Annotated in this window: 17 protein-coding genes, 1 pseudogene and 2 riboswitches; of the genes and pseudogenes, 12 read left to right on the forward strand and 6 right to left on the reverse strand. The window is 44.0% G+C overall.

Translation table 11 applies throughout. From position 1 onward, the window contains the following. From ACOBQJ_RS14305 to ACOBQJ_RS14340, 8 genes are all read left to right on the forward strand, one after another. Positions 1 to 94, forward strand: a 94-nt coding sequence (locus ACOBQJ_RS14305) for an IS3 family transposase (RefSeq protein WP_421071597.1), incomplete at its 5' end; no start/stop codon positions are given. 47 nt (positions 95 to 141) lie between these two features. After that, positions 142 to 546 carry a VanZ family protein gene (locus ACOBQJ_RS14310; RefSeq protein WP_421072450.1) on the forward strand — a complete coding sequence of 135 codons (405 nt, stop codon included), beginning with the start codon at positions 142 to 144 and terminating at the stop codon, positions 544 to 546. 134 nt (positions 547 to 680) lie between these two features. After that, a riboswitch (cyclic di-GMP riboswitch) is annotated at positions 681 to 768 on the forward strand. Positions 769 to 842: 74 nt separating this feature from the next. Then, a riboswitch (cyclic di-GMP riboswitch) is annotated at positions 843 to 932 on the forward strand. 59 nt (positions 933 to 991) lie between these two features. Then, positions 992 to 2,842 carry a hypothetical protein gene (locus ACOBQJ_RS14315; RefSeq protein ID WP_421072451.1) on the forward strand — a complete coding sequence of 617 codons (1,851 nt, stop codon included), beginning with the start codon at positions 992 to 994 and terminating at the stop codon, positions 2,840 to 2,842. Positions 2,843 to 3,046: 204 nt separating this feature from the next. After that, a complete protein-coding gene (locus tag ACOBQJ_RS14320; RefSeq protein ID WP_421072452.1) occupies positions 3,047 to 3,208 on the forward strand; it encodes a hypothetical protein in 162 nt (53 codons plus the stop codon). Between the two features lie 107 nt (positions 3,209 to 3,315). Continuing rightward, positions 3,316 to 5,172, forward strand: coding sequence for an asparagine synthase-related protein (locus ACOBQJ_RS14325; RefSeq protein WP_421072453.1), 1,857 nt, complete (start codon positions 3,316 to 3,318; stop codon positions 5,170 to 5,172). A gap of 36 nt (positions 5,173 to 5,208) precedes the next feature. Further along, positions 5,209 to 6,531: a UDP-glucose dehydrogenase family protein gene (locus tag ACOBQJ_RS14330; protein ID WP_421072454.1), complete on the forward strand. Its 1,323-nt coding sequence runs from the start codon at positions 5,209 to 5,211 to the stop codon at positions 6,529 to 6,531. Beyond that, positions 6,528 to 7,535 (forward strand): NAD-dependent epimerase, encoded by a 1,008-nt coding sequence (locus tag ACOBQJ_RS14335; protein WP_421072455.1) that lies wholly within the window; start codon positions 6,528 to 6,530, stop codon positions 7,533 to 7,535. The genes ACOBQJ_RS14330 and ACOBQJ_RS14335 overlap by 4 nt, the downstream gene beginning before the upstream one ends. A 117-nt stretch (positions 7,536 to 7,652) precedes the next feature. Continuing rightward, positions 7,653 to 8,066, forward strand: a complete 414-nt coding sequence (locus ACOBQJ_RS14340) for a VanZ family protein (RefSeq protein ID WP_421072456.1) — start codon at positions 7,653 to 7,655, stop codon at positions 8,064 to 8,066. A gap of 123 nt (positions 8,067 to 8,189) precedes the next feature. Here the strand turns inward: ACOBQJ_RS14340 and ACOBQJ_RS14345 are convergent, their stop codons facing one another. From ACOBQJ_RS14345 to ACOBQJ_RS14360, 4 genes are all read right to left on the reverse strand, one after another. Further along, the gene (locus ACOBQJ_RS14345) at positions 8,190 to 8,408 is read right to left on the reverse strand and encodes a hypothetical protein (protein ID WP_421072457.1); all 219 of its coding nucleotides are present in this window, start codon (positions 8,406 to 8,408) and stop codon (positions 8,190 to 8,192) included. A 194-nt stretch (positions 8,409 to 8,602) separates the two neighbouring features. After that, positions 8,603 to 10,252, reverse strand: coding sequence for an MEDS domain-containing protein (locus tag ACOBQJ_RS14350; RefSeq protein ID WP_421072458.1), 1,650 nt, complete (start codon positions 10,250 to 10,252; stop codon positions 8,603 to 8,605). 154 nt (positions 10,253 to 10,406) lie between these two features. Then, entirely contained in the window at positions 10,407 to 11,330 is a 924-nt protein-coding gene (locus ACOBQJ_RS14355) for a ribonuclease H-like domain-containing protein (protein WP_421072459.1), read from the reverse strand. Between the two features lie 14 nt (positions 11,331 to 11,344). Continuing rightward, positions 11,345 to 13,660 (reverse strand): DEAD/DEAH box helicase, encoded by a 2,316-nt coding sequence (locus tag ACOBQJ_RS14360; RefSeq protein ID WP_421072460.1) that lies wholly within the window; start codon positions 13,658 to 13,660, stop codon positions 11,345 to 11,347. A gap of 315 nt (positions 13,661 to 13,975) precedes the next feature. Between ACOBQJ_RS14360 and ACOBQJ_RS14365 the strand changes: the two genes are divergently transcribed. After that, on the forward strand, positions 13,976 to 14,959 hold the full coding sequence (locus ACOBQJ_RS14365; protein WP_421072461.1) for a CPBP family intramembrane glutamic endopeptidase: 984 nt from the start codon (positions 13,976 to 13,978) through the stop codon (positions 14,957 to 14,959). Between the two features lie 105 nt (positions 14,960 to 15,064). Here the strand turns inward: ACOBQJ_RS14365 and ACOBQJ_RS14370 are convergent. Continuing rightward, a pseudogene (locus ACOBQJ_RS14370) lies at positions 15,065 to 15,481 on the reverse strand (sigma-70 family RNA polymerase sigma factor); the annotation flags it as partial. A 431-nt stretch (positions 15,482 to 15,912) separates the two neighbouring features. Here ACOBQJ_RS14370 and ACOBQJ_RS14375 point away from each other — a divergent pair. The 3 genes from ACOBQJ_RS14375 (at position 15,913) to ACOBQJ_RS14385 (ending at position 24,400) form a co-directional block, all read left to right on the forward strand. Beyond that, positions 15,913 to 20,919 carry an RHS repeat-associated core domain-containing protein gene (locus ACOBQJ_RS14375; RefSeq protein ID WP_421072462.1) on the forward strand — a complete coding sequence of 1,669 codons (5,007 nt, stop codon included), beginning with the start codon at positions 15,913 to 15,915 and terminating at the stop codon, positions 20,917 to 20,919. Next, positions 20,919 to 21,509: a hypothetical protein gene (locus ACOBQJ_RS14380; RefSeq protein ID WP_421072463.1), complete on the forward strand. Its 591-nt coding sequence runs from the start codon at positions 20,919 to 20,921 to the stop codon at positions 21,507 to 21,509. The genes ACOBQJ_RS14375 and ACOBQJ_RS14380 overlap by 1 nt, the downstream gene beginning before the upstream one ends. 266 nt (positions 21,510 to 21,775) lie before the next feature. Then, entirely contained in the window at positions 21,776 to 24,400 is a 2,625-nt protein-coding gene (locus tag ACOBQJ_RS14385; protein ID WP_421072464.1) for an Ig-like domain-containing protein, read from the forward strand. Between the two features lie 71 nt (positions 24,401 to 24,471). Here the strand turns inward: ACOBQJ_RS14385 and sigK are convergent, their stop codons facing one another. Beyond that, positions 24,472 to 25,179 (reverse strand): RNA polymerase sporulation sigma factor SigK, encoded by a 708-nt coding sequence (gene sigK, locus ACOBQJ_RS14390; protein ID WP_421072465.1) that lies wholly within the window; start codon positions 25,177 to 25,179, stop codon positions 24,472 to 24,474. Positions 25,180 to 25,399 lie beyond the last annotated feature (220 nt).

Here is a 25,399-nt window from a genome sequence, read left to right on the forward strand (position 1 = left end):
TTATTTGGATTACTACAATAACCGTAGAATTAAGATCAAATTAAAAGGAATGAGTCCTGTTAAATACAGAACCCATTCTCTAAAAATCGCCTGATAAAATTTTGTCTAGCTTTTTGGGGTCAGTTCACTTTGGGTGGTTTATTGAAAACGAAGATGATTTGGCTGGCTGTATTACTGCTCTGGTGTATGGCCATATATAATTTTACCCAGCAGACTGTATTTAATGATGAATACACCTATAGGATGTTTTCTCTTCTGGGCCTATCTTATACAGTTACTGAAACTATAGACTTTATTGCCCGTAAGCTAGCCCATGCCGTCATTTTTTCTTTGCTGTCATATTTGGCTTTAAAGGTCATGGAAAATTGGCGCTGGAAATACCCCGCGGCATGGGTCTTTACCACCTTATGCGGGCTGTCGGATGAATTGCACCAGCTTCGTGTGCCCGGACGTACTGCTTCGCTCAGTGATGTAGTTATTGATTCAGCAGCTGCATTAATATTAATTATAATCATATATATTGGGGATAAACGGAGCAGATTATGACATTCTTGTATAATATCAGTTAATATGGTAAATAAGTCCTAAAAAGTTTATACTAAAGTAGTATATGATTTTAAAAGCTAAAACTTGACCTGTAATTTTATAACATATATAATTTTACTTAACATAACTTGTACAATTGAAAAAGGCAAAGTCATCGAAAGGTGGCGGCGCAAAGCTATAGGGACTAAAGCGAAACAATCGCTATGTCAGCCAGTTGCCGGGTTCAAGTTTATTTATTTTTTATAGACTGAGTAACCACCCGACTGGCGGGTGGTTATTTTTTTACAATAAAAATTATGTTTAATGGGCAAAATCACTGAAAAGTGACGGCGCAAAGCTATAGGGACTAAGGCGGTGATTAACCGCTATGTCAGCCAGTTGCAAGTTTGAGTATAACCACTCGCTGCTGGCGGGTGGATTTTTTTATTAATAGGGGTATCATCAAATGTTAGCATTTCGTAGAATATCTTATATTGTTTTAATTTCCCTGATGCTTGCCCTGTTTTTCTTTTCACCGCGTCAGACTGCCGCCTCCGTGCCAGGTCTGCCAATCGGCAGTGTGTCGGATCGGTTTCTGGTCGGTGATAAACCCGATAGGTCGGAAGCCTCCAAAAACCTGAACAACACCGGCAAAGATAAGGAAAAGGTCAAGACATCTGCTGAAGGATCCAATGCTAGGTCTGACATGCCTAAAAAAGACGCTAGCGACTTGAATGATGCAGTTGCCGTTCAAAAAGTTGATAACTCTGCGGAAGGTGTATCGTGTGATGATTTAGGCATGGTCCCCGATGATGAAGCAAAGGGGTTGTATAATTACAATATACTACTTGCTGAGGTAAAAAAGGGGATAAAAATTAATGTTTATGGCACATATTACCTGCAATCACCATATAGTGCAAACTCTATTGAAAATGTAGTTGATGCAAGCTTGTTTTTGAGCGGCAAATCATCTGATATAAGTAAGCTAATCCTAAAAGGAGGAGAATTTTTTGATGTCAAGGGCAAAGCGCTTATAGAAAATATTTCTATTGAATGTCCAACAAGTAGATGCTCTTATTTAATCAGTATGACTGCGCCTTTTGTTAATAATATAACATTTAGAAATAATTATATAACTGGTAATATCCGGTTGATTACATCAGATATTCCAATAAATTTTGATTTTATTTCTACTCTATGCTATATAGAAAATTTAACTGTGGAAAATAATGAGTTTCATGATGTTTACAACAGCGAGGGATCCTTGACCGTAATAAGAGCAGTAGATACCCCGGTAAAATCAGCTTATATCAGAGACAATAAAGTAACAAATTTCTCTTATGTGTTTTATGATAACAGTATAAATAACGACAATCTATCGGTGCAATATTTGATAGAAAATTCTAATGCTGTTATAGAAAACAACGAAGTTATATGTACGGACGATTACGATGCAATTACTAAAAATGGCGGTAAGAAAGGATATTATTATTGTTTTGCAGTAATAGAGGGGTTCAGTGTTGAGTGCAGGGGTAATATATTTGCAGGTTTTCATACTTCAGATGCACCTGATACTTATGTATATGATAATTATTTCAGTGTTACCAAGTTGCTATATGAAAACAATACTTGGAGAAATATTGTAAATTTTACCCCCAGTATTGAGTATGTGGATATTATGAAGTCAAAGTATGCCCCCGAAGTTGCCGGTGAGAAGACAGAAAGGATTTATAGAAATAATACTTACATTGTGGAGCCTGATTATGCCGACAGGTTTGGCAAGGATAGGTTCTTATTAAGGAAAGAAATAAATACCTGGCAGGGTGGTATAGACCGCATAATTATTGAAGATAATGATTTTGATATGTATATACTTAGTTTTACAAGATATGGTGAAAAGTTTAAAGAGTTATACAAATTTAATAGAAACAAAATATTAACGGATACCATCGAACACAGTATAAATACGCAGAATTTTGCTTATGTTGGTGAAATGAAAGATAAATCCGGTGAGTTTATTCCGAGGGATTTAATATTTACAAATAATACTATTACATGCGGAAATGAGCCTTTTGGTCAGGCAATAGGTACAAAAAAGTCTTCTTTATTATGTTATGAGGCAGGGAGCGGAGATAAGACCAGGGTTGATTTCAGTAATAATAATATTAATGTGCCTGGATTGGTAACTATCATATCTGGCAATAGAGCATTCACGGACATTGCAGCGTCTGTTAACTTTGAAAATAATAGGATCGTTGGTATTGAGCCGATTCCGGAACTGGCAAAACTTCCGGTGAGCAAGGATTCAGAACTGTAGTCAAAACTGGACATGTGTGCATATTTCAACAGAGAGTTTTAAGAATTTATGTGTAGAAAGCTAAAGACTAGAAAGCTCCGGTTAAATTTATACAACCCTGGAGCTTTTTAAATATTAAAAATTGGGACTTGTCATTATCTGGCTTTACCAGTATAATTTATATACTTAAGAATATTAAGTTTGTTAAAGGAGGGACTAGAGCAGATGTTAGATAAAGAAAAAGAAGTAAAACTGTCTTGGTCCATGCCGCAAGTAAACGAGATAAATATCAAAATGACAGAAAAACAAAAACCTTATAGCGGAAATGATGGAATTGGAATAGGTCAAGGTCCGGCAGGTGGTTCAGATACCCCTCCTGTATCATAAGCATATAATGTTTTTATCCTGTTGATTCGTATTGATAAAATATGAGTGCTATATGCGGCTTTTATCATTGTAATGGCAGACCAGCTGCACCTGAAAAAGGCGCGGCTATGTTGTGTGAATTTAATATCTATTGCGCGGACGCGGTGAGTTTTTGGCGCCGCGGCTCTGTTTTTTTGGGCTGCCATGCTGTACATATCACGCCTGAATCGGTGGGGGAAACCCTTCCATATCATGATGCACAGGCTGGTTTAACTATTACCGCGGACGCTATCATCGACAACCGGGCTGAACTCTGTGATAAGCTGAAAATTGAGCATGCCCAGCTGGATAAAATAACTGACAGCATGTTAATTATGCTGGCCTTTCAGAAATGGGGCCAGGCCTGTACAAACTATATTTTGGGAGACTATGCCTTTGTTATCTGGGACGAAGGGCGCCGGGAAATGTTCTGCGCCGTGGATCCCACCGGGACAAGGGTTTTTTATTATTATTTTTCAGGTGGCCTCTTTGCTTTTTCCACCATGATCAAGCCGCTTTTTATCCTGCCGGAAATTGAGAAAAAATACAACGAGACCTGGGTTGCTGATTTCCTGGCCATTCCTACCGTAATGCACCAACTGGATCCTGAAATCACTTTATATGAGGGTATTTACCTGTTGCCTGCCGGGTACACATTGACAGTGGGGCCTGCGGGAACCAGGAAACAGCAGTACTGGCAGGTTGAACGTCAGCCTGAGCTGAAATTGCATTCAGATGCCGAATACGAAGAGGCTTTCCGGGAAGTACTGGGTGATGCGGTGCGCTGCCGGTTGCGAAGCACGCGGGGGGTCGGGGTGATGATGAGCGGCGGCCTTGATTCTACCTCGGTAGCCTGCCTGGCAGCCCGGGAACTGGAAAAGAGCGGCAGGCGGCTCCTGGCCTTCAGCTCGGTGCCGATGTCCAGCTACAGGGACTGGGTGAGAGCCGACATGCTGGCTGATGAAACTCCCTATATTGAAGCGGTCAAGGAGCACAGCGGCAGTATGGATGTAGTATACTGCCGCTCGGAGGGCAAGCACCCGCTCAGCGGTACCGGCCGGCTGCTGAACATATTGGAGCAACCTTATAAAATTCTGGAAAACTTGTTCTGGCTTGACGATATCCTGGCCAGGGCACAGGAGCTTGACCTGGGTGTCGTTTTAATGGGGGGCGCCGGTAATGCCACAATCTCCTGGGGCGAACTCAACGCCTATTTGCTGTCGCTTTACCGGTCTGGGAGGTGGCTCCGGCTCTTCCGTCAGAGCTGGCCTGATGCCGGTAGTCAGCCCAGCCCGCTGAGGGCTATGTACAGGATATTCAGGGGCCTATACCATGCTTCTGATGAACGCCAGTTCAAAATACACAGCCTGTCGCCAATCAACCCCGCTTTTGCTGGCCGCAGCGCTGTTGCGGAAAGGTTTCGCCAGCTGCGATATAATCCGCTTCGTCTATTCGACTCCTGGGAAACGCGCCAAACGCTGCTCAGCCCGGAAACATTCAGCCATTTGGGTGTAATTGCTGCCAAACTGGGGATGGCCCACCGGGTGCTCGAACGCGATCCCACAATGGACAGGAGGGTAATAGAGTTCTGCCTCAGTGTGCCGGAAGACCAATATGTGCGGGGCGGCAGGGAGCGGTATTTAATCAGGCGGGCCATGGCCGGCATTTTACCGGACAAGGTGCGCTTAAACGAAACAGTTCATGGGGTACAGGCTGCCGACTGGGCCCAGAGGCTGGAGCCCCAATGGCCGGAAATTAAGGATGAAATATCAAAAATAGGCGTGCTGGCTGCTGAGCGGGAATACCTTGATATAGATAAAATCCAACTTGAGCTAAAGAAATACGATACGCTGGGGGATGCGGCAGCAGGTGATAACAGCCTGCGCATGCTGATCCGCAGCCTCATCTTCAGCAGGTTTTTAAGGCAGGATGGCGTAGTAACATAATAGAAACTGTACAATAATATACAGGATGTGATCATAATGTCTCAAATAGCAGTAATTGGCACTGGCTATGTCGGCCTTGTGTCCGGCGCGGTCTTATCAGATTTCGGCCATACGGTAACGTGTGTTGATGTTGATGAGAATAAGATCAAAGGGCTTAAAGAAGGAATAATTCCTATATTTGAACCGGGACTTGAGAGGATAGTCAAGAATAACTTCTATTATAAACGCCTTGATTTTACAACCGACATTCGGTCATCAGTTGAAAACAACGATGTTATCTTCATAGCTGTGGGAACTCCACCGGCGGAGGACGGCAGAGCTGATTTGCAGTATGTCATCTCTGCGGCAACGGACATTGCCGCCTATATGAACAGTTACAAGGTGATTGTAAATAAGTCCACCGTACCTGTGGGCACCGGACAAAAGGTCAAAGAAGCGATGCAGAGAATACTTTATGAACGCGGTTTTGAATATGATTTTGATGTCGTTTCCAATCCTGAATTTCTACGCGAAGGTTCTGCCGTACACGACTTTATGCACCCTGACCGGGTTATCCTGGGCGCTGAAAGCGAGAAGGCACTCAACACAATGAGGGATGTCTACAGGGTACTTTATATCAACGAAACTCCTTTTGTCGAAACCAACCTTGAAACCGCTGAGATGATCAAATATGCTTCAAACGCTTTTCTGGCCATGAAAATCACGTTTATCAACGAAGTGGCTAACGTGTGTGAAAAGGTCGGGGCGGATGTTCAGAAAGTAGCCAAAGCGATGGGGCGGGACGGCCGTATTGCGCCGAAGTTCCTGCACGCGGGACCCGGATATGGTGGAAGCTGTTTTCCCAAAGATACCAGGGCTTTAATGAAAATTGCCCGGGATTGTGGAGAGTCCATGTCCCTGGTGGAAGCAACAGTGGCGGCAAATGAACGACAGAAAATTAAGATGGTACATAAAATCGCTGACGCTTTAGGTGAGCTTAATAATAAAAGCATTGCTGTTCTCGGCGTCACCTTCAAGCCAAATACAGACGACCTCAGAGATGCGCCGTCACTGGTTATCCTTCCGGAACTGGCCAGGCGCGGCGCCAGGTTGAAAGTATACGATCCTGCCGGACAGAAAGAGGGCAGCTGGCGTTTTTCCAATATTAAAGACAGCATCACCTGGTGTGCTGATGCCTATGAAGCCTTAAGAAACACTGATGCCACAGTTATCCTTACGGAATGGAATGAATTCAGGAACCTGAATTTTGATAAGTTTAAGGAAATTAGCGCCGGTGAGTATTTGTTCGATTTAAGAAACATATATGATAAAAAGACCATGGTCGAAAAGGGCTTTAAATATTATGGTGTAGGTGTATGATGACGCGGCTGAAACCGGTTGATGATCAAAAGATTTATTTGGTGACAGGCGCGGCCGGTTTTATTGGTATGCACCTGTCTAAAAAGCTTTTAGAGCTTGGCTGTACTGTTATCGGCCTTGATAATATGAATGATTATTATGATGTCCGGTTAAAATCTGCTAGATTGGACGTCTTAAAAAAGCATGTAAGGTTCACCTTTTTCCAAATGGACCTGGCCGAAAAAAGTTCTTTGGAAGACCTGTTCAGTGAAAACCGCATTGATGTGGTGATAAACCTGGCCGCCCAAGCCGGTGTGCGCTACAGCATTGAAAATCCGGAGGTTTACATCCAGTCTAATATAGTAGGTTTTTTTAATATCCTTGAAAACTGCAGGAACCATCCTGTTCAGCACCTGCTGTACGCTTCTTCCAGCTCGGTCTACGGGGCCAACGACAAGGTGCCTTTTGCCATTGAAGACAGGGTGGATCACCCGGTCAGCCTCTACGCGGCCACTAAAAAATCCAATGAGCTGATGGCTTATACATACAGTCACTTGTACCAAATACCAATGACCGGGCTGAGGTTTTTTACTGTCTACGGGCCTTACGGCAGGCCGGACATGGCTTATTTTTCGTTTACAAAAGCGATTATGGATAATAAGCCGATCCGGGTATTCAACAACGGCGATATGTACAGGGATTTCACCTATGTCGATGATGTCGTAAGCGGTGTACTGCCTTTAATCGAAAACTCCCCAGTGCTGGATACGCAGGGTGTGCCGTATAAGATATATAACATCGGTAACAACAGGCCGGAAAAACTGCTGGATTTTATTGCCGTGATTGAAAAAGCGGTAGGTAAAGAGGCTGTAATGGAGTTTTACCCCATGCAGCCGGGTGATGTTTATCAGACCTATGCAGATGTGACGGACCTGGTGGAAGATGTAGGCTTCAAGCCCAGTACTGGCATTGGTGAGGGTATTGATAAGTTTGTGGCGTGGTACAAGGAATTTTACAAGTGCTGAACCAGACTTTTATGGATTTTTGTCCGGGATCGTACTCTTTCTTTACAAATAAACCTCAATGTTTATAATGTACAGGAAATAGCAGAATAAGATACTATTGTATTTCGGGGTGAGCTGATGAAAAAAAAGATATTATGGTTGGCCATACTACTGCTATGGTGTGTGGCCATATTTATTTTTACTGAACAGCCAGTATTTAACGATGAACACAGCTTAAAGATTATCTCGCTACTGGGGTTATCTAAGACTGCAACTTCAGTGATAGACTTTATTGCCCGCAAGCTTGCCCATGCCGTCACTTTTTCCCTGCTGGCTTATTTGGCTTTAAAGGCCATAGGCAATTGGCGCTGGAAATACCCCGCAGCCTGGGTCTTTACTACTTTTTGCGGGCTGGCTGATGAATGGCACCAATTGCAAGTGCCCGGACGTACTGGATTGCTACAGGATGTGATTATAGACTCATTTGCTGCCTTTGTATTAATCACAATCGTGTACATTTGGGATAAAAGAAAAGGCAGGATGGGTTGTTAACATAAATAAGCCAGGTTTATTTTAGATAACCAGAGATAAAATGAAGGCTGCCGTTTATTTACTCGCAGCCTTCATAAGCCAAGTCATAGTTATTCTTAAGTAATGCTAGCCTCAGCGCTAAGATCAGCTAACGCTAAGTAAACCGCTGACAGTTGCGAAACCGCTGCCGCCAACTATACTGCCGCCGCCAGCGAAACCGGCGCCGCCACCGCTGCCGTCACCGAAACTGCAACCGCCGCCACCACCGTATCCGCATCCTCCGGATTCAGTCATTTTTAGTTTGATTTCGTTTAGCTGCGGTATGGACCACGACTTCTTTTTACTGCATTTATCTTCTGTCATTGTTTTTTAAACCAGGCCTTCTAATTCAATTTCCTGGCTTATTCGACATTTTACGGTTATTCCCCTTTTTTAGAAAATAAAAAAATCAAATTTTAAAAAAAAATAGGAATAAAGTCCTATAAATTCATTCCACAATAAGGCTGTACAGCTCCTCCAGTTTATAGCCACGGTATTCAGGGTAAGTTGTGACATCACTATATTGTTTTCTTGAATCTGACAGAGAAGGTAGTACCTTCGGTCCCAGTCTTGATATCAATTTTTGCGTTGTGTCTTGATGCAATACTGTAACATACAGCCAGCCCCAGGCCGGTTCCGTTTTCCTTGGTGGTATAGAAGGGTATACCGATTTTTTCTAAAATCTCAGGTTCGATGCCTTTCCCGCTATCCTTTACAGTTAATACTACTTCATCTTCTTCCGAATATGTCCGTATTTCCATTTTTCCTCCCGGGGACATAGCTTCCAGGCCGTTCCGGACAAGGTTTAAAACTAACTGGCGAATTTCCTTCTCATCGAGCAGTAAATCTGATACAACCTGTGTTTCAAGATTAATATATTTATCTTTTACCTGGCCATCTGCCTGTATTAAAGGCAGTATGGAATTCAGGATCTTATTAAGGTTCCTTTTCTTTATATCCACATTCTTATTTTTCGCTAATGACAGGAATTCAGAGATGATGGAGTTGGCCCTGTCCAGCTCATCTATCATAAGATCAAGGAATTCTCTATCCTGAAGGTATCTGTCTTTTTCGCTAAGAAGCTGCAGAAAACCCTTTATTGTTGTCATGGGGTTTCTGACCTCGTGGCCTATACCAGCAGCCATTTCCCCGATGAGGTTAAGCCTGTCCAAACGTGCCATTTCCTCTTGGATCATTTTTTGTTCAGTCATATCCTTAAAATAAACAAACAAGCCATTTTTAGAAGGATAGGCACTAATATAAACCCACATCTTTCCATAAACTGAGAGATGCTCAAAATGTACACTCACTTGTTCCTGAACAGCTCTTTGAAATTCACGGTATAATTTTGTATCAACCAGTTCAGGAAGCGTTTCCCAGAAGTTCTTGCCTGACAGCTCTTCTCTATTAACCCCCAAGTTTTTTTTGGTAAAGAGTTCTGCTTCCTTGTTTAAGTAAATAGCACACCATTTTTTATCTAATACGAAAAAAGCGTCAGTAATGCTTTCTAGAATATTGGTAATTATATTGTTGGAAATTTTTAATTTTTCTTCTGTTTTATTAAGCTCAAAACCATGCATTGCTTGCCACTTGTTATCTCTCTTAATAAAAGTGTATTTATGGTTGACGACAACTTCAATAATTTCCTGGATGTTACATTTATCAATAAGGTAGGTACAAATTGCATTTATATTTAACCCATCAATAACATCGTTAAATCTGGCTTCGTAATCGATAAAATCATTCCACAGCCCTTTATCAATCCAACTGGTATTGCCTGTAACCCTTAACCCGTCATAACCGTTGGATAAGGCTTCATTAAACGATACTACCCAAGAACTTAGAATTTCCTCAACACTAAAGATACTGTTTTTATAATAGTGCTCAGTGTATGGAAGGATCTTCATCTGTCCCCGGTTCAAGTAAATCTCAAAATCAGGGATAAAATTTCTCATTGCTTCCTCGGCTTCCTGTACATTTAAAACTTCCGAAGTCACCCATAAACAAAACTCGTTATTATCTAAGCCTGCTTTGAAGTAGGGAACCAGAATTTCGAACAGATCTTCTTTAGTCTGATAGAAAGTACAAATATGACTTCCCCAGGGTATATATTCGATAAAATCCAGTCCGGTTTTCCTCGTCCTTTCTTCAATTGTAATAAGTGCCAACTTTATAACTCCTTAAAAATGAATAAATTCTAAATTATTACAACCTTCTATTACCATATCTGCCGGCGCTTTTCCTTTAAGAGATTATGTCGATAAATGAAAAATAAAGGGGGAAGCAGGATAACCGTCCCCATGCTTCTGTTCTTTATGCGCCTTATGTATGCGCGACAAGTGACCCTAGAAGTTTGGCCATGGCCAGCAAATCCAGTTTGTTGTGTTCGATGACCGGCTGGATCAGGCCGGCTTCTTGTTTTTGGGCAAAGCGGTGGTAGGTGGCGGGAATTAGGTAGCCGGGAATATCATCTTCGCGGCGCAGGTCGAGCAAGTGCTCTTCCAGGGTTACCAGCCTGCAGTCGGGGAGAGAACCCCTGTAGCGCCTTCTGGCGTGGTGGAGCAGGTCGACCTGGTGGTGGGGGTAGCTGTAAAACAGGCGGTGCTCTATGCTGCGCCCGTAAATGTACGGGAGGTCAAAGCGTTTTCCGTTAAATGACACTACAACCTTGAAATCCTGGATCAAGTCGTTGGCCGCTGCCAGGACCGCTTTTTCCTCCCGGTAGTGCCTGGCCAGGAACTGGCTTACGCGGAGCCGGCCGTTTTTGCAGTACAGCAGCCCGATCAGGAACAGAGGCTGGCTGGCCCAGAGGCCTGTTGTCTCAATATCCAGGAAAAGGAGGTCTTCCGGGTCAAAATAAGAAAGCAAATGGTGGTCCCTGGCGCCCAGCGATCTCAGCTCGTTTATATGGCGTTTTTCCACCAGGTTTGCTATCTGCCGGGCATGGTATCCCCAGCGCGGGTGATTGTGCAGATCCGGGATGCTGGTATAACCCTCGCCCTGGAGTTTGGTTTCCGTTGCCGGCCCGATCCCCTTTATTAATTTAAGGTCAAAAAGCAGGGAAGCGGGGTCGCAGTCCGGGTAACAGATGTCCTCCTGACGTGTTTCTTCAAGCAGCAGACACCTGCCGAATTTTGAGGATATTTCCCGGGCGTCAGGGAGGACGACCGGTTCTTTGGGCCTGGTGTCCCTGGGTTGGATCGTCTCGCGCCCTTTAATGCCGTTTAACCTTTGAAACAGGCTCATCAATAATCACTTCCCTAACGGAGCGAGCGGAGCGCTTTTTTCAGGTGCTCGCGCTTTTGCTTTTGCTCACCGGCTGTGGGGGGAGGAGTGTAGGCCCTGCCGAGGAGCATGTGCAATATGCACACGGCGGCTTCTTTATCCAGCGGGCGGTTGTAGTTGGAGCATTTAGGGGAGTATATGCAGGCCGGGCAGCCCGCCTCGCACTCACAGGACGAGATGGCGTCCAAGGTGGCCTCGAACAGCCTGGTCACCTCGTCATAACCCTTTTCGCTGAAACCCACCCCCCCGTGGCAGGTATCGTGGATAAAAATCGTCGGGCCTTCCGTCTGCGGGTGGAAAACGGTGGAGAGCCCGCCCAAATCGTTCCGGTCGCACATGGCGAAAAGCGGCAGCAGCCCGATAGCGGCATGCTCGACGGCGTGCAGGCCGCCCATCAGGTTCAGGCCATACGCCCTGGTCGCCGTGGCAGCCTGGGCGTTTACCAGCACCCACATCCCCGTCGTTTCCAAAACCCTTTCCGGCAGTTCAAGCTTGCCGCCGCCCACGACTTCACCGGTCCGTTCGTGTTTCTTGATATAACCTGTGACCCTGGTTGTAACTTTGAGCTGCCCGGTAAAAAGTTTGTGGCCAAAAAAATCTTTACTGCGGTCAACTGCCAGGATTTCAGTCGACTTCTCGCGCCCGCACATGGTGTAGTAGTCCACTTCCCTTTGTTCCAGAAAAGCGGTGCCAGTATCAACATCGAGGTCTTTTACCACAAAGGTGTCGCCCTGGTGGGTATAAACCGCGCCGGGGTAAACCTCGGACATGGCCGCGTTCTCATCAAGGACTTCAATGAGGCGGTTCCCGCTGCCGGTGTCCCTGAGGTGAAACAGGGAAGAGGAACTGGACCTGACATTAACCTTTTCAGCCGGGTAGCTCTGCCCGTTGTAATAGAATGATCCCCCGGAGTGAATGACCTTGCCGTCCTCTTCCAGAATGGTGAGCAGGTCGGCGAAATTATCTTCCCAGAGTGAACAGTCATACGGGGTGACAGGCATTTCATGGGCTGCGCAGAGGGCGTGCCCGATCAGGATATAAGGGTTGTCCGGGTCTATTAAAGCCTGTTCGGCAGGCCGCGCGAAGAGAGCCTTTGTATTGCGTACAAAATATTGGTCCAGCGGGTTTTCCACCGCTATGAATATTACTAAAGATTCTTTGCTGCCCCGGCCTACCCGCCCGGCCTGCTGCCAGGTGGAGGCGATGGTGCCCGGAAAGCCGGCGATAATGCAGACCTCCAGGTCGCCCACGTTTATGCCCAGTTCCAGGGCGTTGGTCGAAACCACCCCCAGCAGGGAGCCGCTGAAAAGAGCGTGCTCAATGGCCCTTCGCTCTGTGGCCAGGTACCCGCCGCGGTAAGCCGTCACTTTTTCGGCGGATTTTTCATCCCGCAGGCTTTGCCGGGTAAAACGCAGGATCCGCTCGGTGACCTGGCGCGCCCTGGAGAAGGTGATAGACCTGTACCGGTTGGTCAGGCATAGCGAAAGCAGCCAGGCGACCTCCTGGATATAAGGGGTATGGAACGGCGGCCGCCACAGCACAAATTTAACCTTTCCCCTGGGGGCCCCGTTATTGTCTATCAGAGTTACCTTTTTGCCTGTCAGCCTTGAGGCATGCTCCCCGGGGTTGGCTATGGTGGCGGAGCACAGGATGAAAGCGGGGTCCGAGCCGTAGTGCCGGCACAACCTGCGCAGGCGCCTGATCACGTGTGACACGTGGGTCCCGAATACTCCCCGGTAGTTATGGAGCTCGTCTATGACCACGAATTTCAGGTTTGAGATAAAGCTGTTCCATTTCAGGTGGTTTGGCAGGATGCCCTGGTGCAGCATATCAGGGTTGGTGATAATGATCCTGGCGTTGTCCCTTAAGTCAGCCTTACGGGCGTCAGGTGTGTCGCCGTCATAGACCCCGTCTTTTATCGGCAGGTGGAATTCCCGCAGCGTGTTGAGCTGGTCCTGGCTCAGGGATTTAGTGGGGAAAAGGTAAAGGGCAGTCTGTTTTTCATGTTTTAAAAGGGAATCTAAAACCGGGATATTGTAGCACATGCTTTTGCCGGAGGCGGTAGGGGTGACCACCACGATGCTGTTTCCCCGGCGCACTTCTTTAATCGCTTCAACCTGGTGGGAATACAGCTGGCTTATACCCCGCTGGTGCAGCGCTTTTTCGATTAACGGGTGGATGTCGCGGCATGGTTCGCCGAACACGGGATCCTGGCAGGGCAGGTTTTCGGTGTGGACGATCTGGCCCCGGTAAGAGGGGTGTGACTTTATCTTTTCCAGCAGTTTTTCCATTTCGCCGGCCTCTCAAGAATTGGTTACTTTAATTATAGATTAGGTTTGCCATTATGAATAGATTGAAAACGAATAAATGTTCGACAAAATATAAACCAGGAAGCATGGGGACGGTTCTCCTGCTTCCTTTTTTTCAGAAGTGGAAGCACTGTGACAATTCACTTGCTTCTTATGTCATACATGGTAAAATATAGCTAAAAATTGTGAGAGCTGATACCAATGCCACGAATAAAAGTAATAGAGGAATCTATTTAGCTTTTTTAGGGGGCGTAGGGATGAATTCCAATTAATTAATTAGGGAGGGATAGAAACAGCATGTCAGATTCGAGTAGAGGCATAGCCCAAATAATAAGACAAAGGCCCCTTGTTGCATTTTTTATTTTTTCTATTGCTTTTACTTGGCTGGGGGTTTACCTCATGGTCGGCTTATTGGGCCTTGACGACTATACATTTGGTTTAATAGCAGGTTTTGGCCCCACTATATCAGCGATAATTATCTCAGCAGCGATGAATAATAAACGATCGGAATTTAGACGTGGCGTTTGGTTATGCACATTCTTCCTGGTATTAGTAATTGCCGGTTTTGTCCGCTGGATCAGCCGTATATGGTGGAACCACAATTTAGATTGGAATGTGTTGCCGGGGGATTTTCTTTTGGTTTCACTTGCAGCTTTTGTAATAGCCAGCGCTTTTTCAAGTAATGAGGGTATGCGCTCTTTGTTACGGCCTTATCTTAATTGGAGGGTGCCTCTGATATGGATTATAATTGCCATCGGATTATGGCCGGCTATTACACTAGCCGGCAATTTCATCGGTGAATCATTGGGCTTATCCTCGCCGGCAATGCCTTTAAGGCCAGATGTGCCTTTATACCTGACAATACCGGTTTCTTTTGTTTGGGCTTTGTTTTTCAATGGCTCATTAGGTGAAGAAGCCGGTTGGCGTGGTTTTGCCTTACCCCGTTTGCAGCAACGGTTCAGTCCTCTTGTTGCAAGTCTTATATTGGGTTTTTTTTGGGGAGCCTTTCATTGGATTTTCTTTTTTGTGAACCTGAGGAGCGAGTCCTGGTACATGTTCTGGGTCCGGCTGGGAGATATTCCTCTGGCTATCCTTTTTACCTGGTTGTATAACCGGACAAAAGGGAAAAGTCTTCTCCCTGTACTGCTGCTGCATGCTTCAATGAACGCCACTCTCGACTATCTGCCGCGCATCAAGCTTACTGTTTATGCGGTACTTGGAGTTGTTGTATTAATCGTTATTTTAAAAGATCGTATGTGGCGCAAGATTAATGAGTTTTAAAAAAGCCGGAAGGAACGGATTTTTCATGCATAACAAAACGACTATCCATAATAGGACGGTCGTTTAAAGATAAAGGAAACGTCTCTTAAAAACCAGGAAGGCTGCCTACTGGCAGCCTTCCATCGTAAATTCCCGGGCGAGCTTGCTGATCGCCCTTTTCTCTATGCGCGACACATATGAGCGCGATATGCCGAGGCTGCGGGCTATCTCCCGCTGAGTCTTGCGGTCACCGTCCTCCAGGCCGAACCTGAGTTCAAGCACTTTTTTTTCGCGGCGGGAAAGGTGCAGCACCTTTTCCTTGAGCCGCTTCCTTTCGAAGCTGTTTTCCACTATTTCGGACACCACTTCCGAGTGGGTGCCCAGCACGTCGATGAGGGTGATCTCGTTGCCTTCCTTGTCGACTCCGATCGGGTCGTAAAGCGATACCTCCGCCCTGACCTTTTTCATGAAGCGCAGGTGCATCAGTATCTCATTTTCAATGCACCTGGCGGCGTAGGTGGCCAGCCTGGTGCCTTTACTGGGGTATTATTGTGTTTTTCTTTTTTGTTTTTTATTTGACTTTCTATAAAACTTATCGCCAGCTGCAGATGTTCCTTATCAGATTTCACCGACACCGCATTAATTTTTTATTAGTAGAGGCAGCAGTGCACAGAAAAAAATTATATTTCATAGAAGGATATTTTATATATTAGCAGAAAATGTATTTAATATTAGATATATGTAAAATAACCGCTAAATGGCGGTTATTGTATTTTATAAATGATTCGACAAAAATATACATTATGTAACACTAATTAAGAATGGCATAAATCGGTTACATTTTATTTGCGAGTTAGGGGTACCCCAAAAATATTAACGGATGGGTATCCCAATATTAAAGTGTAGCAATCAAAAGTGAAAATACAAAGATAGACTTCTTATAACTTATAATGGGGGTAATTATTATGTTGTTTATGTCCGGCAAAACTTTCACCTGTAGAATTTCATTATTCAGATTGAAGTTTGTAATTATTATAAGTTCACTCCTGCTACTATTTAGTTTTTTACCTAACCCTTTTGGATTTAGTTTTGGTGTGCAGCCGGCTTCGGCTAACTACGAGTGGGAAGACAGTACAAGCTGGCACAGAGTCAAAACATCCGGGATAAATGGGATGGTTTCAATTCAGAAAAAAACAGACGGAGAGTTGTTGATGGTAGCCATCGAATCGGTTACTGGCGAGGTTTACCAGGGGACTATTCCGAATGTTGAACTGCTGACTAGTATGGATAACTCGGTCTCGAATTGGACAGGTACAGGTATTTTTGCGCCATACGGCGGTTCAGCCTGTCTTTCCTGGGCTGAAGGGGATCTGTATTTAACTGTATGTTGCTCAGGAAACGAAACAACAAATTCTTTTTATAAGATATACAAGTCTACTTCCGGTAACGGTGGGGACTGGCAGATTTATTCAACTCTTCAAGATATCCTGCTGCCCTATATATATACTCCTAGTAATAGTCCAGCAGGAGAGATAAAGGTCCTTGATAGCGGAAGATGGCTTTTGCCCGGACCTTACTATGAGTCGGCATACGACTGGTGGAAAGTGTCAAGACCGTCAGTCTTTGCTTCCGATGATAACGGTCAGACTTGGACCAAAATGGTTTCTGGATACTACGGACCATCAGATCATGCTTATTATACCGGTGCAACATCACGTTGTGTTGTTGAGACGAACACCGGTTCACTTTATTGGGGTTTCGGATACAATCACGGTAGTTCAGGGACAATGTATAAGAGAAGCGTAGATGACGGAAATACTTGGGTAGACGCCTTCCATGTAGATGATGTTTTGCGGAAAAACGGCAGCGTAATGGGTAATTCTATGTCATCAGGGGTAATAAGTGACGGACAGGAGGGCCTTTATGTTCTGGCAAGGGATTGGAATGATATAGAGACATCCATAGTTCATGTGACTACCCCTGATACAACTCCTGTACAAAAATGTGTTGTTGACCTTCCTAATCTACCTCAGAGTTTATCAGTACGCCAGGGACTAACATTAATTGATGGCAAACTGATAATTATTGATAACCTATTTGTTACTGGCGGCGATAAATATGTTATCTCAGGATTAGGGGCAGAAGGCAGCCTCATAATTAGAGATCCAAAAGACATTCTTCAGCCTACTTGTCAAGGTGATCCTGTTGACACTGCATCAGGCGCAATGAATATAAATAAATCGCTTCTCGCCGTCAACGGCGCCAGGCCGCTTTCTTTCGACGTTACCTACAACTCTCTCCTCCTTAATGAAGGTCCTCTTGGAAAGGGCTGGGGTCATAATTTTGAAACCTACCTTGAGCAGTTAATTGACGGCAATGTCAAAATCCATTGGAACGCTAACCGCGAGAATACCTTTATAAACGACGGCTCAGATAATTTTTCCGCTGCAGAGAGAGCTATCCTTTTCGATACTCTGGTCAAGAATGCCGATGGGACTTATACTTTGACCCGCCAGGACCAGCGTGTCTATCAGTTCAATGTCCAGGGCAAACTTGTTGAGCAGAAGAACAGGATCGGACAGTCCCTCACAATGACTTACGACGATTCTGCAGGTCTACTTCAGACCATTACCGAGCCCGTTTCAGGTCGTTATATAAATGTTCATCACAATATCGATGGCTTGATTGATCAGGTCTCTGACCCACTAAACCGTATAGTGTCATTTTCTTACGATTCCGAGAAAAACCTAACTGGTATTACCGACGCACTTGGAAGAACAACATCCTATACCTATAACACAGAAGGCCAGGTGCTTACCGGTACCGACGCTGACGGTAAGCAGTATATTTCACACACTTATGATAGTAAAGGTCGTGTAATTACACAGGATGATGGGCTGTCTTACAACCAGTTGTTCCGGTTCAGTTATGATGAGGAAGATCAGCCTGGTAAGATTGTTACAACAGTTACCAACCGTATCGGAAAAACCAAGGTTCTGGTACATAACAGGAAGTACCAGATGGAAAGCGTCAAGGACGAACTTGGTAACACTACCTATTATACATATGACACTGATGGCAATTGTAATGGGTATACGGACGGTAATGGCCATACCACCAGTTATACTTATGATAATAGTGGCAACATCCTTACCATAACCGATGCGCTTGGACATGTTACAACCATGACCTACGATAGTAAGAATAACCTTAAGACTATAACCAATAATGCTGGTAAGGTCAGTACCATGGAATACGATGCTATGAACAACCTGACTTCGGTAATTGATTTTATGGGGAACAGAACAAGCTATACATATAATTTCAACAGCCTAATGGAAACTAAGACCATGCCGCGCTTAGGGGTTATAACATGGACATGCATCAATGGCCTCCCGGAGACTGTTACTGATGCCCATGGGAACACCACCACCTTTGGTTATGACGCTGCAGGACGAGTGATAAGCACCACTAACCAGGCCGGTAAGACAAGCTATATTTCCTATGACAACGAGGACAACATATTAACGCTAACCGATCCTCTTAACCGTAGCGTCAGTTTCACTTATGGCTGTCGTGATAACAAGCTTACCCAGACCGACGCTAGGGGTTATACTACTACTTTCACATATGATGCCAACAGCAACCTCAAGACTGCTGCCGATCCAATGAACAACATAACGCAGTATCAGTATGATGGAGAAGATCGACTTTTCAGGGTTATAGACGCACGAGGCAATGCCACTACCTACATCAGGGACGACAAGGGCAGGGTGACCGGTATTACCGACCAGCTTGGTTATACCCTAAGCTACGAATATGATGCTGCGGACAACCTAACCGGCACATGGGATAAAAAGGGCATAAAGACAAGCACAATAACTTATGATGCCATGAACAACCAGAAGGCGCTCACAGATGCTTTGAACCGGACATTTATTAAAGACTACGACAACTTGAACCGCCTTTCACAGGTTACCGACCCGGCCGGACATATAACGAAATTCGGTTACGACAACATGGACCGGCTGACGTCCGTTATTGACGCCTTAAGCGGAACGGGAAGCCAGACCTTCGATGCTGACGGAAACCGGAATACCATGACTGACCCAAACAGTAACCAGACAGTTTTTGATTACGATCTCGCTGGACGGTTGACTAGCGAAACTTCCTCTGCGGGAAATATCGTCTTAATGGCCTATAATAATAGAAATCTTCCAGAACAAATCACCAACAGCCGCGGACAGATCATAAGCTACACCTACGATGACGCGAGCCTCATCAAGACTTCGACCGACCCAACTGGGACGGTAGCCTATAACTACGATGAAAACGGAAATGTGTTAACGGTTACAGACAGCAGTGGAACCATCACACGGGAGTTCGATTCCCTAAACCGGGTCAAGAAATATACCGATGCCCGGGGAAATATCATCCAGTATTCCTACGACGCGGTCGGCAACCTTAAAACTCTGACTTACCCAGACGGTCGTCAGGTTGCCTATGAGTACAGTACAGAAAATCTTCTAAAGAAGGTCACCGACTGGGCAGGGCGTGTAATTACTTATGACTACGACCAGAACGGGAAGTTAGTCACAATTACAAGGCAAAATGGGACAACCCTCAGCTGTAGCTACGATGACGCCGGGCAGCTTTTGCAGATGAAAGACGTCGATGCACATAATAATATAATTTCACAATATGACTTAACCTACGACAGCAAAGGCAACGTTGAAACAGAAGTTCCAGCTATTGAGCAGGAATCGTTTATAATGGAAGATGCGGCAATGACTTACACCAGCAACAACCGAATTGCCACTTATAATGACCAGACCATTGTTTATGATTCCGACGGAAATATGACAACAGGGCCTTTAAATGGGCAGATGGTAAACTTCACGTATGATGCGCGGAACAGGCTGACCGTAGCCGGAAGCACATATTATCAGTATGACGCTGAAGGCAATAGGATCAGCGTTGTTGATGGAGTCTATCAAGATAGCTACATCATTAACCCGCACGCCAACTTGAGCCAGGTACTTATCAAAACCGATGGCCAAGGTAACCAGACCTATTACGTCTATGGACTAGGTCTGATCGGCCAGGAGGAACCCGGAGGATCTTATCGAACATATCACTATGACCTCCGTGGCAGCACCATTGCTCTTACTGATGAGAACGGAAACATCATAGACCGATTCCAATATGCACCGTATGGAGAGCTAGTTAACCATAGTGGAAATAATTGGACTCAATTCCTTTTCAATGGTAGTCACGGGGTTATATTTGATGGTAATGGTATCTATTATATGCGGGCAAGATACTATAGTCCCGAGATAAGAAGGTTTATTAACCAAGATCCAATAGTAGGTACCATTGCAGATATGCAAAGCCTTAATCGTTACTCTTATGTTAAAAATAGTCCAGTATTACACATTGACCCACAAGGATTATGGGACAATACAGTGCATAAGGATAGGACTATTATATGGGCTTTGGAAGCTGGTTTTTCAGAAGATGATGCTAATATAATTGCCGATGCTTGTAATGAAATTGACAATAGTTGGAATACTAATCCATTAACTCATAAAGACTGGCATTTCAACAGAGCGAATTTTATGCAGGTTGACGGGGCTCCTGTTGGCGAAGATACCAGGATTTCTCATAAAAATAGCGAGTTTAATCAAGCTACTGAACTACTGAAAAATCCAGAAACACGGACAGAGGGATTAAAACACTTAGGATGGGGGTTACACCCCCTACAGGACATTGATGCTCACATGAATGCGGGTGTTGATTCTCGTTTTATAGTAAGTAAACATGATCTTCATTATCTTGACAAAGATTATTATGACGATATTTACTGGGATTATAGAGATAATCAATGGGTAAAAGTAACTAATGTTGATGACAATATGAGGTTATCGAGGACCCGTGATGCAACAATAGATTATTTAAAAAGTGCAAGGAGCTGTCCTTAATGAAAAATAGAATACTACTTATTGTAATTATTATCACTATTATAATAGGATTTTATCGCTTTTTCATAATGCACCTTTATTATAAGCAAGATGTAGATGTGGGACCAATGGTTGATTTGATAGTGAAGGATCCACTAAGTACCTTAAACGGCATGCCATGTGATAAAATCCATGTGCTAAATGGCTATAACTACACAACAGGAAGTTATAGGGATGATGCAATTAAAGATTGGATAACAATTAATCATGGTTATGGAACAAATGTTGAGATATTTCTTTACAGTAATAATATTGATGCTTTGAAAAATTATCTTATAAAGAAAAAATATAATAAAATTGAATATGATTTAGTTAACTCTGATTATGACTGTTATTTTATCACTTTCATTGAACAATATCGAAATGCTGATAATTACTATTTGCCATCAGGTAATTATTCTTCGAGAGTTGTGTTCTTAAAAAGCAATCTTTTAATTGAATTTTATCAATTAAATAATAATATTGATGTAAAGCAAAAAGAAGAACTTATAGCTATTGTTTCTAGTTATTTAAAGGAGCAGATATTAAAGCAGGAAAATACTAAGACCTAATTGATAGGTAGATAGTTAACTCAATAAATGTAAACAAAAACTATGTGGACTATAACTGGAAAAATAATAACAAGATAATATGGTATTATGGCCTTCCAATTTTGCGGACTCCAAAGTAACATTTAATTTACCAGGAAATTACTGGGCTTACCTTTATTGCACAATATTCTGTTAGCAAGGGTAACATTGATATAAATAATTAGTTTGCGACTTTCATTTAAACCCATTTAATTATATTAATGCCATATTTATGGAGGAATGAAACTATGAGAAAAGGACCAAAAATACTATTAACTTATTTAATATTGGTAATGTTCTTGCTGATCTTGACGCTTCCATCTGGCGCAGTTGTCTACGAATATGATGATTTGGGTCGCCTGACGACAGCAACCTATACGAATGGCCAGACCCTGACATATACATACGACGCTGGAGGAAACCTTCTCTCAGTCTCCCTTACTGATAATTCTCCTCCAACAGTAAGCGTCACGGATCCTGAAAACAATGCGTCAAGTATAAGGGTAGATAAAACCATAACAGTTACTTTTAATGAGAGTGTTGTCCAAGGATCGAGCTTTAACAATATTACGCTCAAGAATGACACAAATGGATCATCAGTTAGTTATACAGCGACTATCTCTGAGAAAACACTAACCATCGATCCGACAAGTAACCTCGGTTACGGAAATCCTTATGTAATAAATATACCGGCTGGAGCTGTCAAAGACAGCAAGGACAACACATTGGCTGCAGATTACAGTTTTCATTTTAATACTTTAGACTCCACTGCGGCGCCGGTCATAACCAGTACAAATCCCTCTGACGGCGCGGAAAATGTTTCAGTCAGCACACCTGTCCACGTTAATTTTAACGAGACTGTTGTTGAAGATGTTTACTTTGACGGCATTAATATGGTGGATACAAATAATCAATTTGTAGTTGATTGTAACTATAATCTGAGCGGTGATGTTTTAAACATTGTGCCTTTAAACAATCTTAACCAGAGCGTTACATATTCGGTATACATACCGGCCCGCGCAGTTAAAAACTCTATAGGCAATTCCCTTGAGAGCCCATATACCTTTAATTTTACTACCGGCAGTACGCCGGTTACCACCTATCCAAATTCCGACCCTGCCGATGGGGCAACAGGTGTCGCCGTGAATAAAACAATTGGAATAACATTCAAAGAGAGTATAGTTGATAACGTTTACGGCGACATCACCATTTCTCATGGCAGTACAGTAGTAAGCTACACTTACGGTGTCACGAATGCCACACTTAGGCTAGATCCCGTGGACTACCTGGAGTGCAACACAGCATACACGGTGACCATTCCTGAAGGTTCTGTCAAATACACAGACGGTGAAGGCCTTGAAGATGATTTTGTATTCAGTTTCACAACTGCAGCAGAATCGGCTGACCGTTTGTATTCCGAAGAATCTATAGAGGATTTTGAAAAAGGTCAACTAGCAGGTGTCCAGGCTACAGGTGACGGTTTATCACCAATTGTTCCAACTGTGGTTAACCAAGCGCTTATATATACCAATGGTTTGACCAAGCCGGCAGGTTATAGTGCCAGCTCCACATATTATCAAGATCACCCTTCAAGCGCGTTTGATGGTGCTGCACATGAAACTGACACATCTCCAACCAAACAAAACCGCGGTATGTGGTATAGTACCTCCGGCTCCAAGACAAATCAATGGCTCAAGGTAGACTTTACTTATAATACTTTTAAAATAACAAAGCTGAGGTTTCACTCAGCAAGGCTGTCACAACAGACACGGAATCCAAAAGATTGCATATTCCAGGGAGCGAATGATGGGGCAAACTGGACAAATATCTATACATTTACGGTAGCGGCTCAAATAGGATGGCAGGAGTGGGAATTTAGCAACCAATCATCATACCGGTATTATCGCTTATTTATGCAGAACAACTGGGGTGACAGCTATATAGGCGTTGGAGAATTGCAACTGTTTGAAACAGGATATATACCTACGGGTCACCGTATTACCAACCCTATTGATTTATCTAACCTTGAAACCAATCGTTATAAAATGGAGTGGGGTGAAACAGTGCCGGATGGGACAAGCGTTAATGTCCACACCGCTGTTACGAATGAACTTGCTTGTTCCGAACAAGTACCACTCATTTCTAATACTATACAAGAAGATATGTGTTATCCCAATACTATTACTGGTAGTAGCTATACGTATATAGAGTCGAGTATCGATACGAAACAAGCATTTGAATTAGGTGCAGTAAAATTTTTAAACAGTGTAAGTGGAAATGTTACTTTAACCATTAAAGATGTGAGTGGAAATGTTTTGAGAGGGCCGGTAACTCAGAATGGTTCCGGCTGGCTAAGGTTTGAATTTACACCTCTTCATGTTAATAATGCAACTCGATATAAACTTTGTTTCAATGTTCCAAACGGACAGCATTATAGGACAGGCACCAATTACGACGGCGTTTTGTGGAAACAGGTGAGCTGTATTTTTGGAGGTTCATCATATAGTTATACGCCAGGAATAAGTTTAGAGTCTGTAGATGCTTTTTATAGGCTTAGCAACTACCCAGCCGACAGGCATAACGACCTGGTTATATACCTGGATGGTAATCCCACTAACGCTTATACCAGGTCTGATAATGATCCGAGAATAATTCTGTTTAATATTCTCCCCGCTGCTGGAACAGTAGTTAACGCCGAATATACCGGGGTGAGAAATCCTGTTAATTGGGAGGACCAGGACACCGGCGATCCTATCCAGAGTCTTCCTACGGGAAGTATGGCAGGCAAACATTTATGGATTAAACAAAATCTAGATTCCAATATCCCAAGTGTAATTCCTGAACTGCATTACGTCCATGTAGATGGATACTAAGAGATTGTTATTTTCTTACTATTGGGAAAAAAAACTGAAGCCTGTATTATATAAACAATGGAAGGCTGCCATCACTGGCAGCCTTCCATTGTAAATTCCCGGGCGAGCTTGCTGATCGCCCTTTTCTCTATGCGCGATACATACGAGCGCGATATGCCGAGGCTGCGGGCTATCTCCCGCTGAGTCTTGCGGTCACCGTCCTCCAGGCCGAACCTGAGTTCAAGCACTTTTTTTTCGCGGCGGGAAAGGTGCAGCACCTTTTCCTTGAGCCGCTTCCTTTCGAAGCTGTTTTCAACAATTTCGGACACCACTTCCGAGTGGGTGCCCAGCACGTCGATGAGAGTGATCTCGTTGCCTTCCTTGTCGACTCCGATCGGGTCGTACAGCGAAACCTCTGCCCTGACCTTTTTCATGAAGCGCAGGTGCATCAGGATCTCATTTTCAATGCACCTGGCGGCGTAGGTGGCCAGCCTGGTGCCTTTACTGGGGTTAAAAGTGTTGATTGCCTTGATTAAGCCGATGGATCCGATGGAGATCAGGTCATCCGGGTCTTCCCCGGCGTTGTCGAATTTCTTTACGATGTGTGCCACCAGGCGCAGGTTCCGCTCTGTCAGCACATTGCGGGCTTTCTCATCGCCCCGCTTCAAAAGCATGAGGTACTTTGCTTCTTCCTCCTCTGACAGCGGCTGTGGAAAGGTATTGTTGGCGATATATGAGACAAGCAATAGGAGGCCGTTTACCAGTGATACCAAGGTCAATGTCCAGAGACCCGGCAGCATCCATTTATCCCCCCTAAAAATTGCATGCTATTAATCATATGCGCCGCGGCTGTTTTGGGTGCGTGTCTATAAATAAATGTTTTTAAAGGATTTTTTAGCCTGCCGGAGAAAATAAGATGTTAAGTTTGTTGAGATCCCTTGTATTATGGGGGCATAATGGAGTAGTAGCAAAAACTTCAGCAAAAAAATTGTATGGGTTAGATTATTTGCAAAAGGGGAC

The sequence above is a fragment of the Pelotomaculum propionicicum genome, from assembly GCF_048984525.1.
Taxonomy (GTDB): Bacteria; Bacillota; Desulfotomaculia; order Desulfotomaculales; family Pelotomaculaceae; genus Syntrophopropionicum; species Syntrophopropionicum propionicicum_A.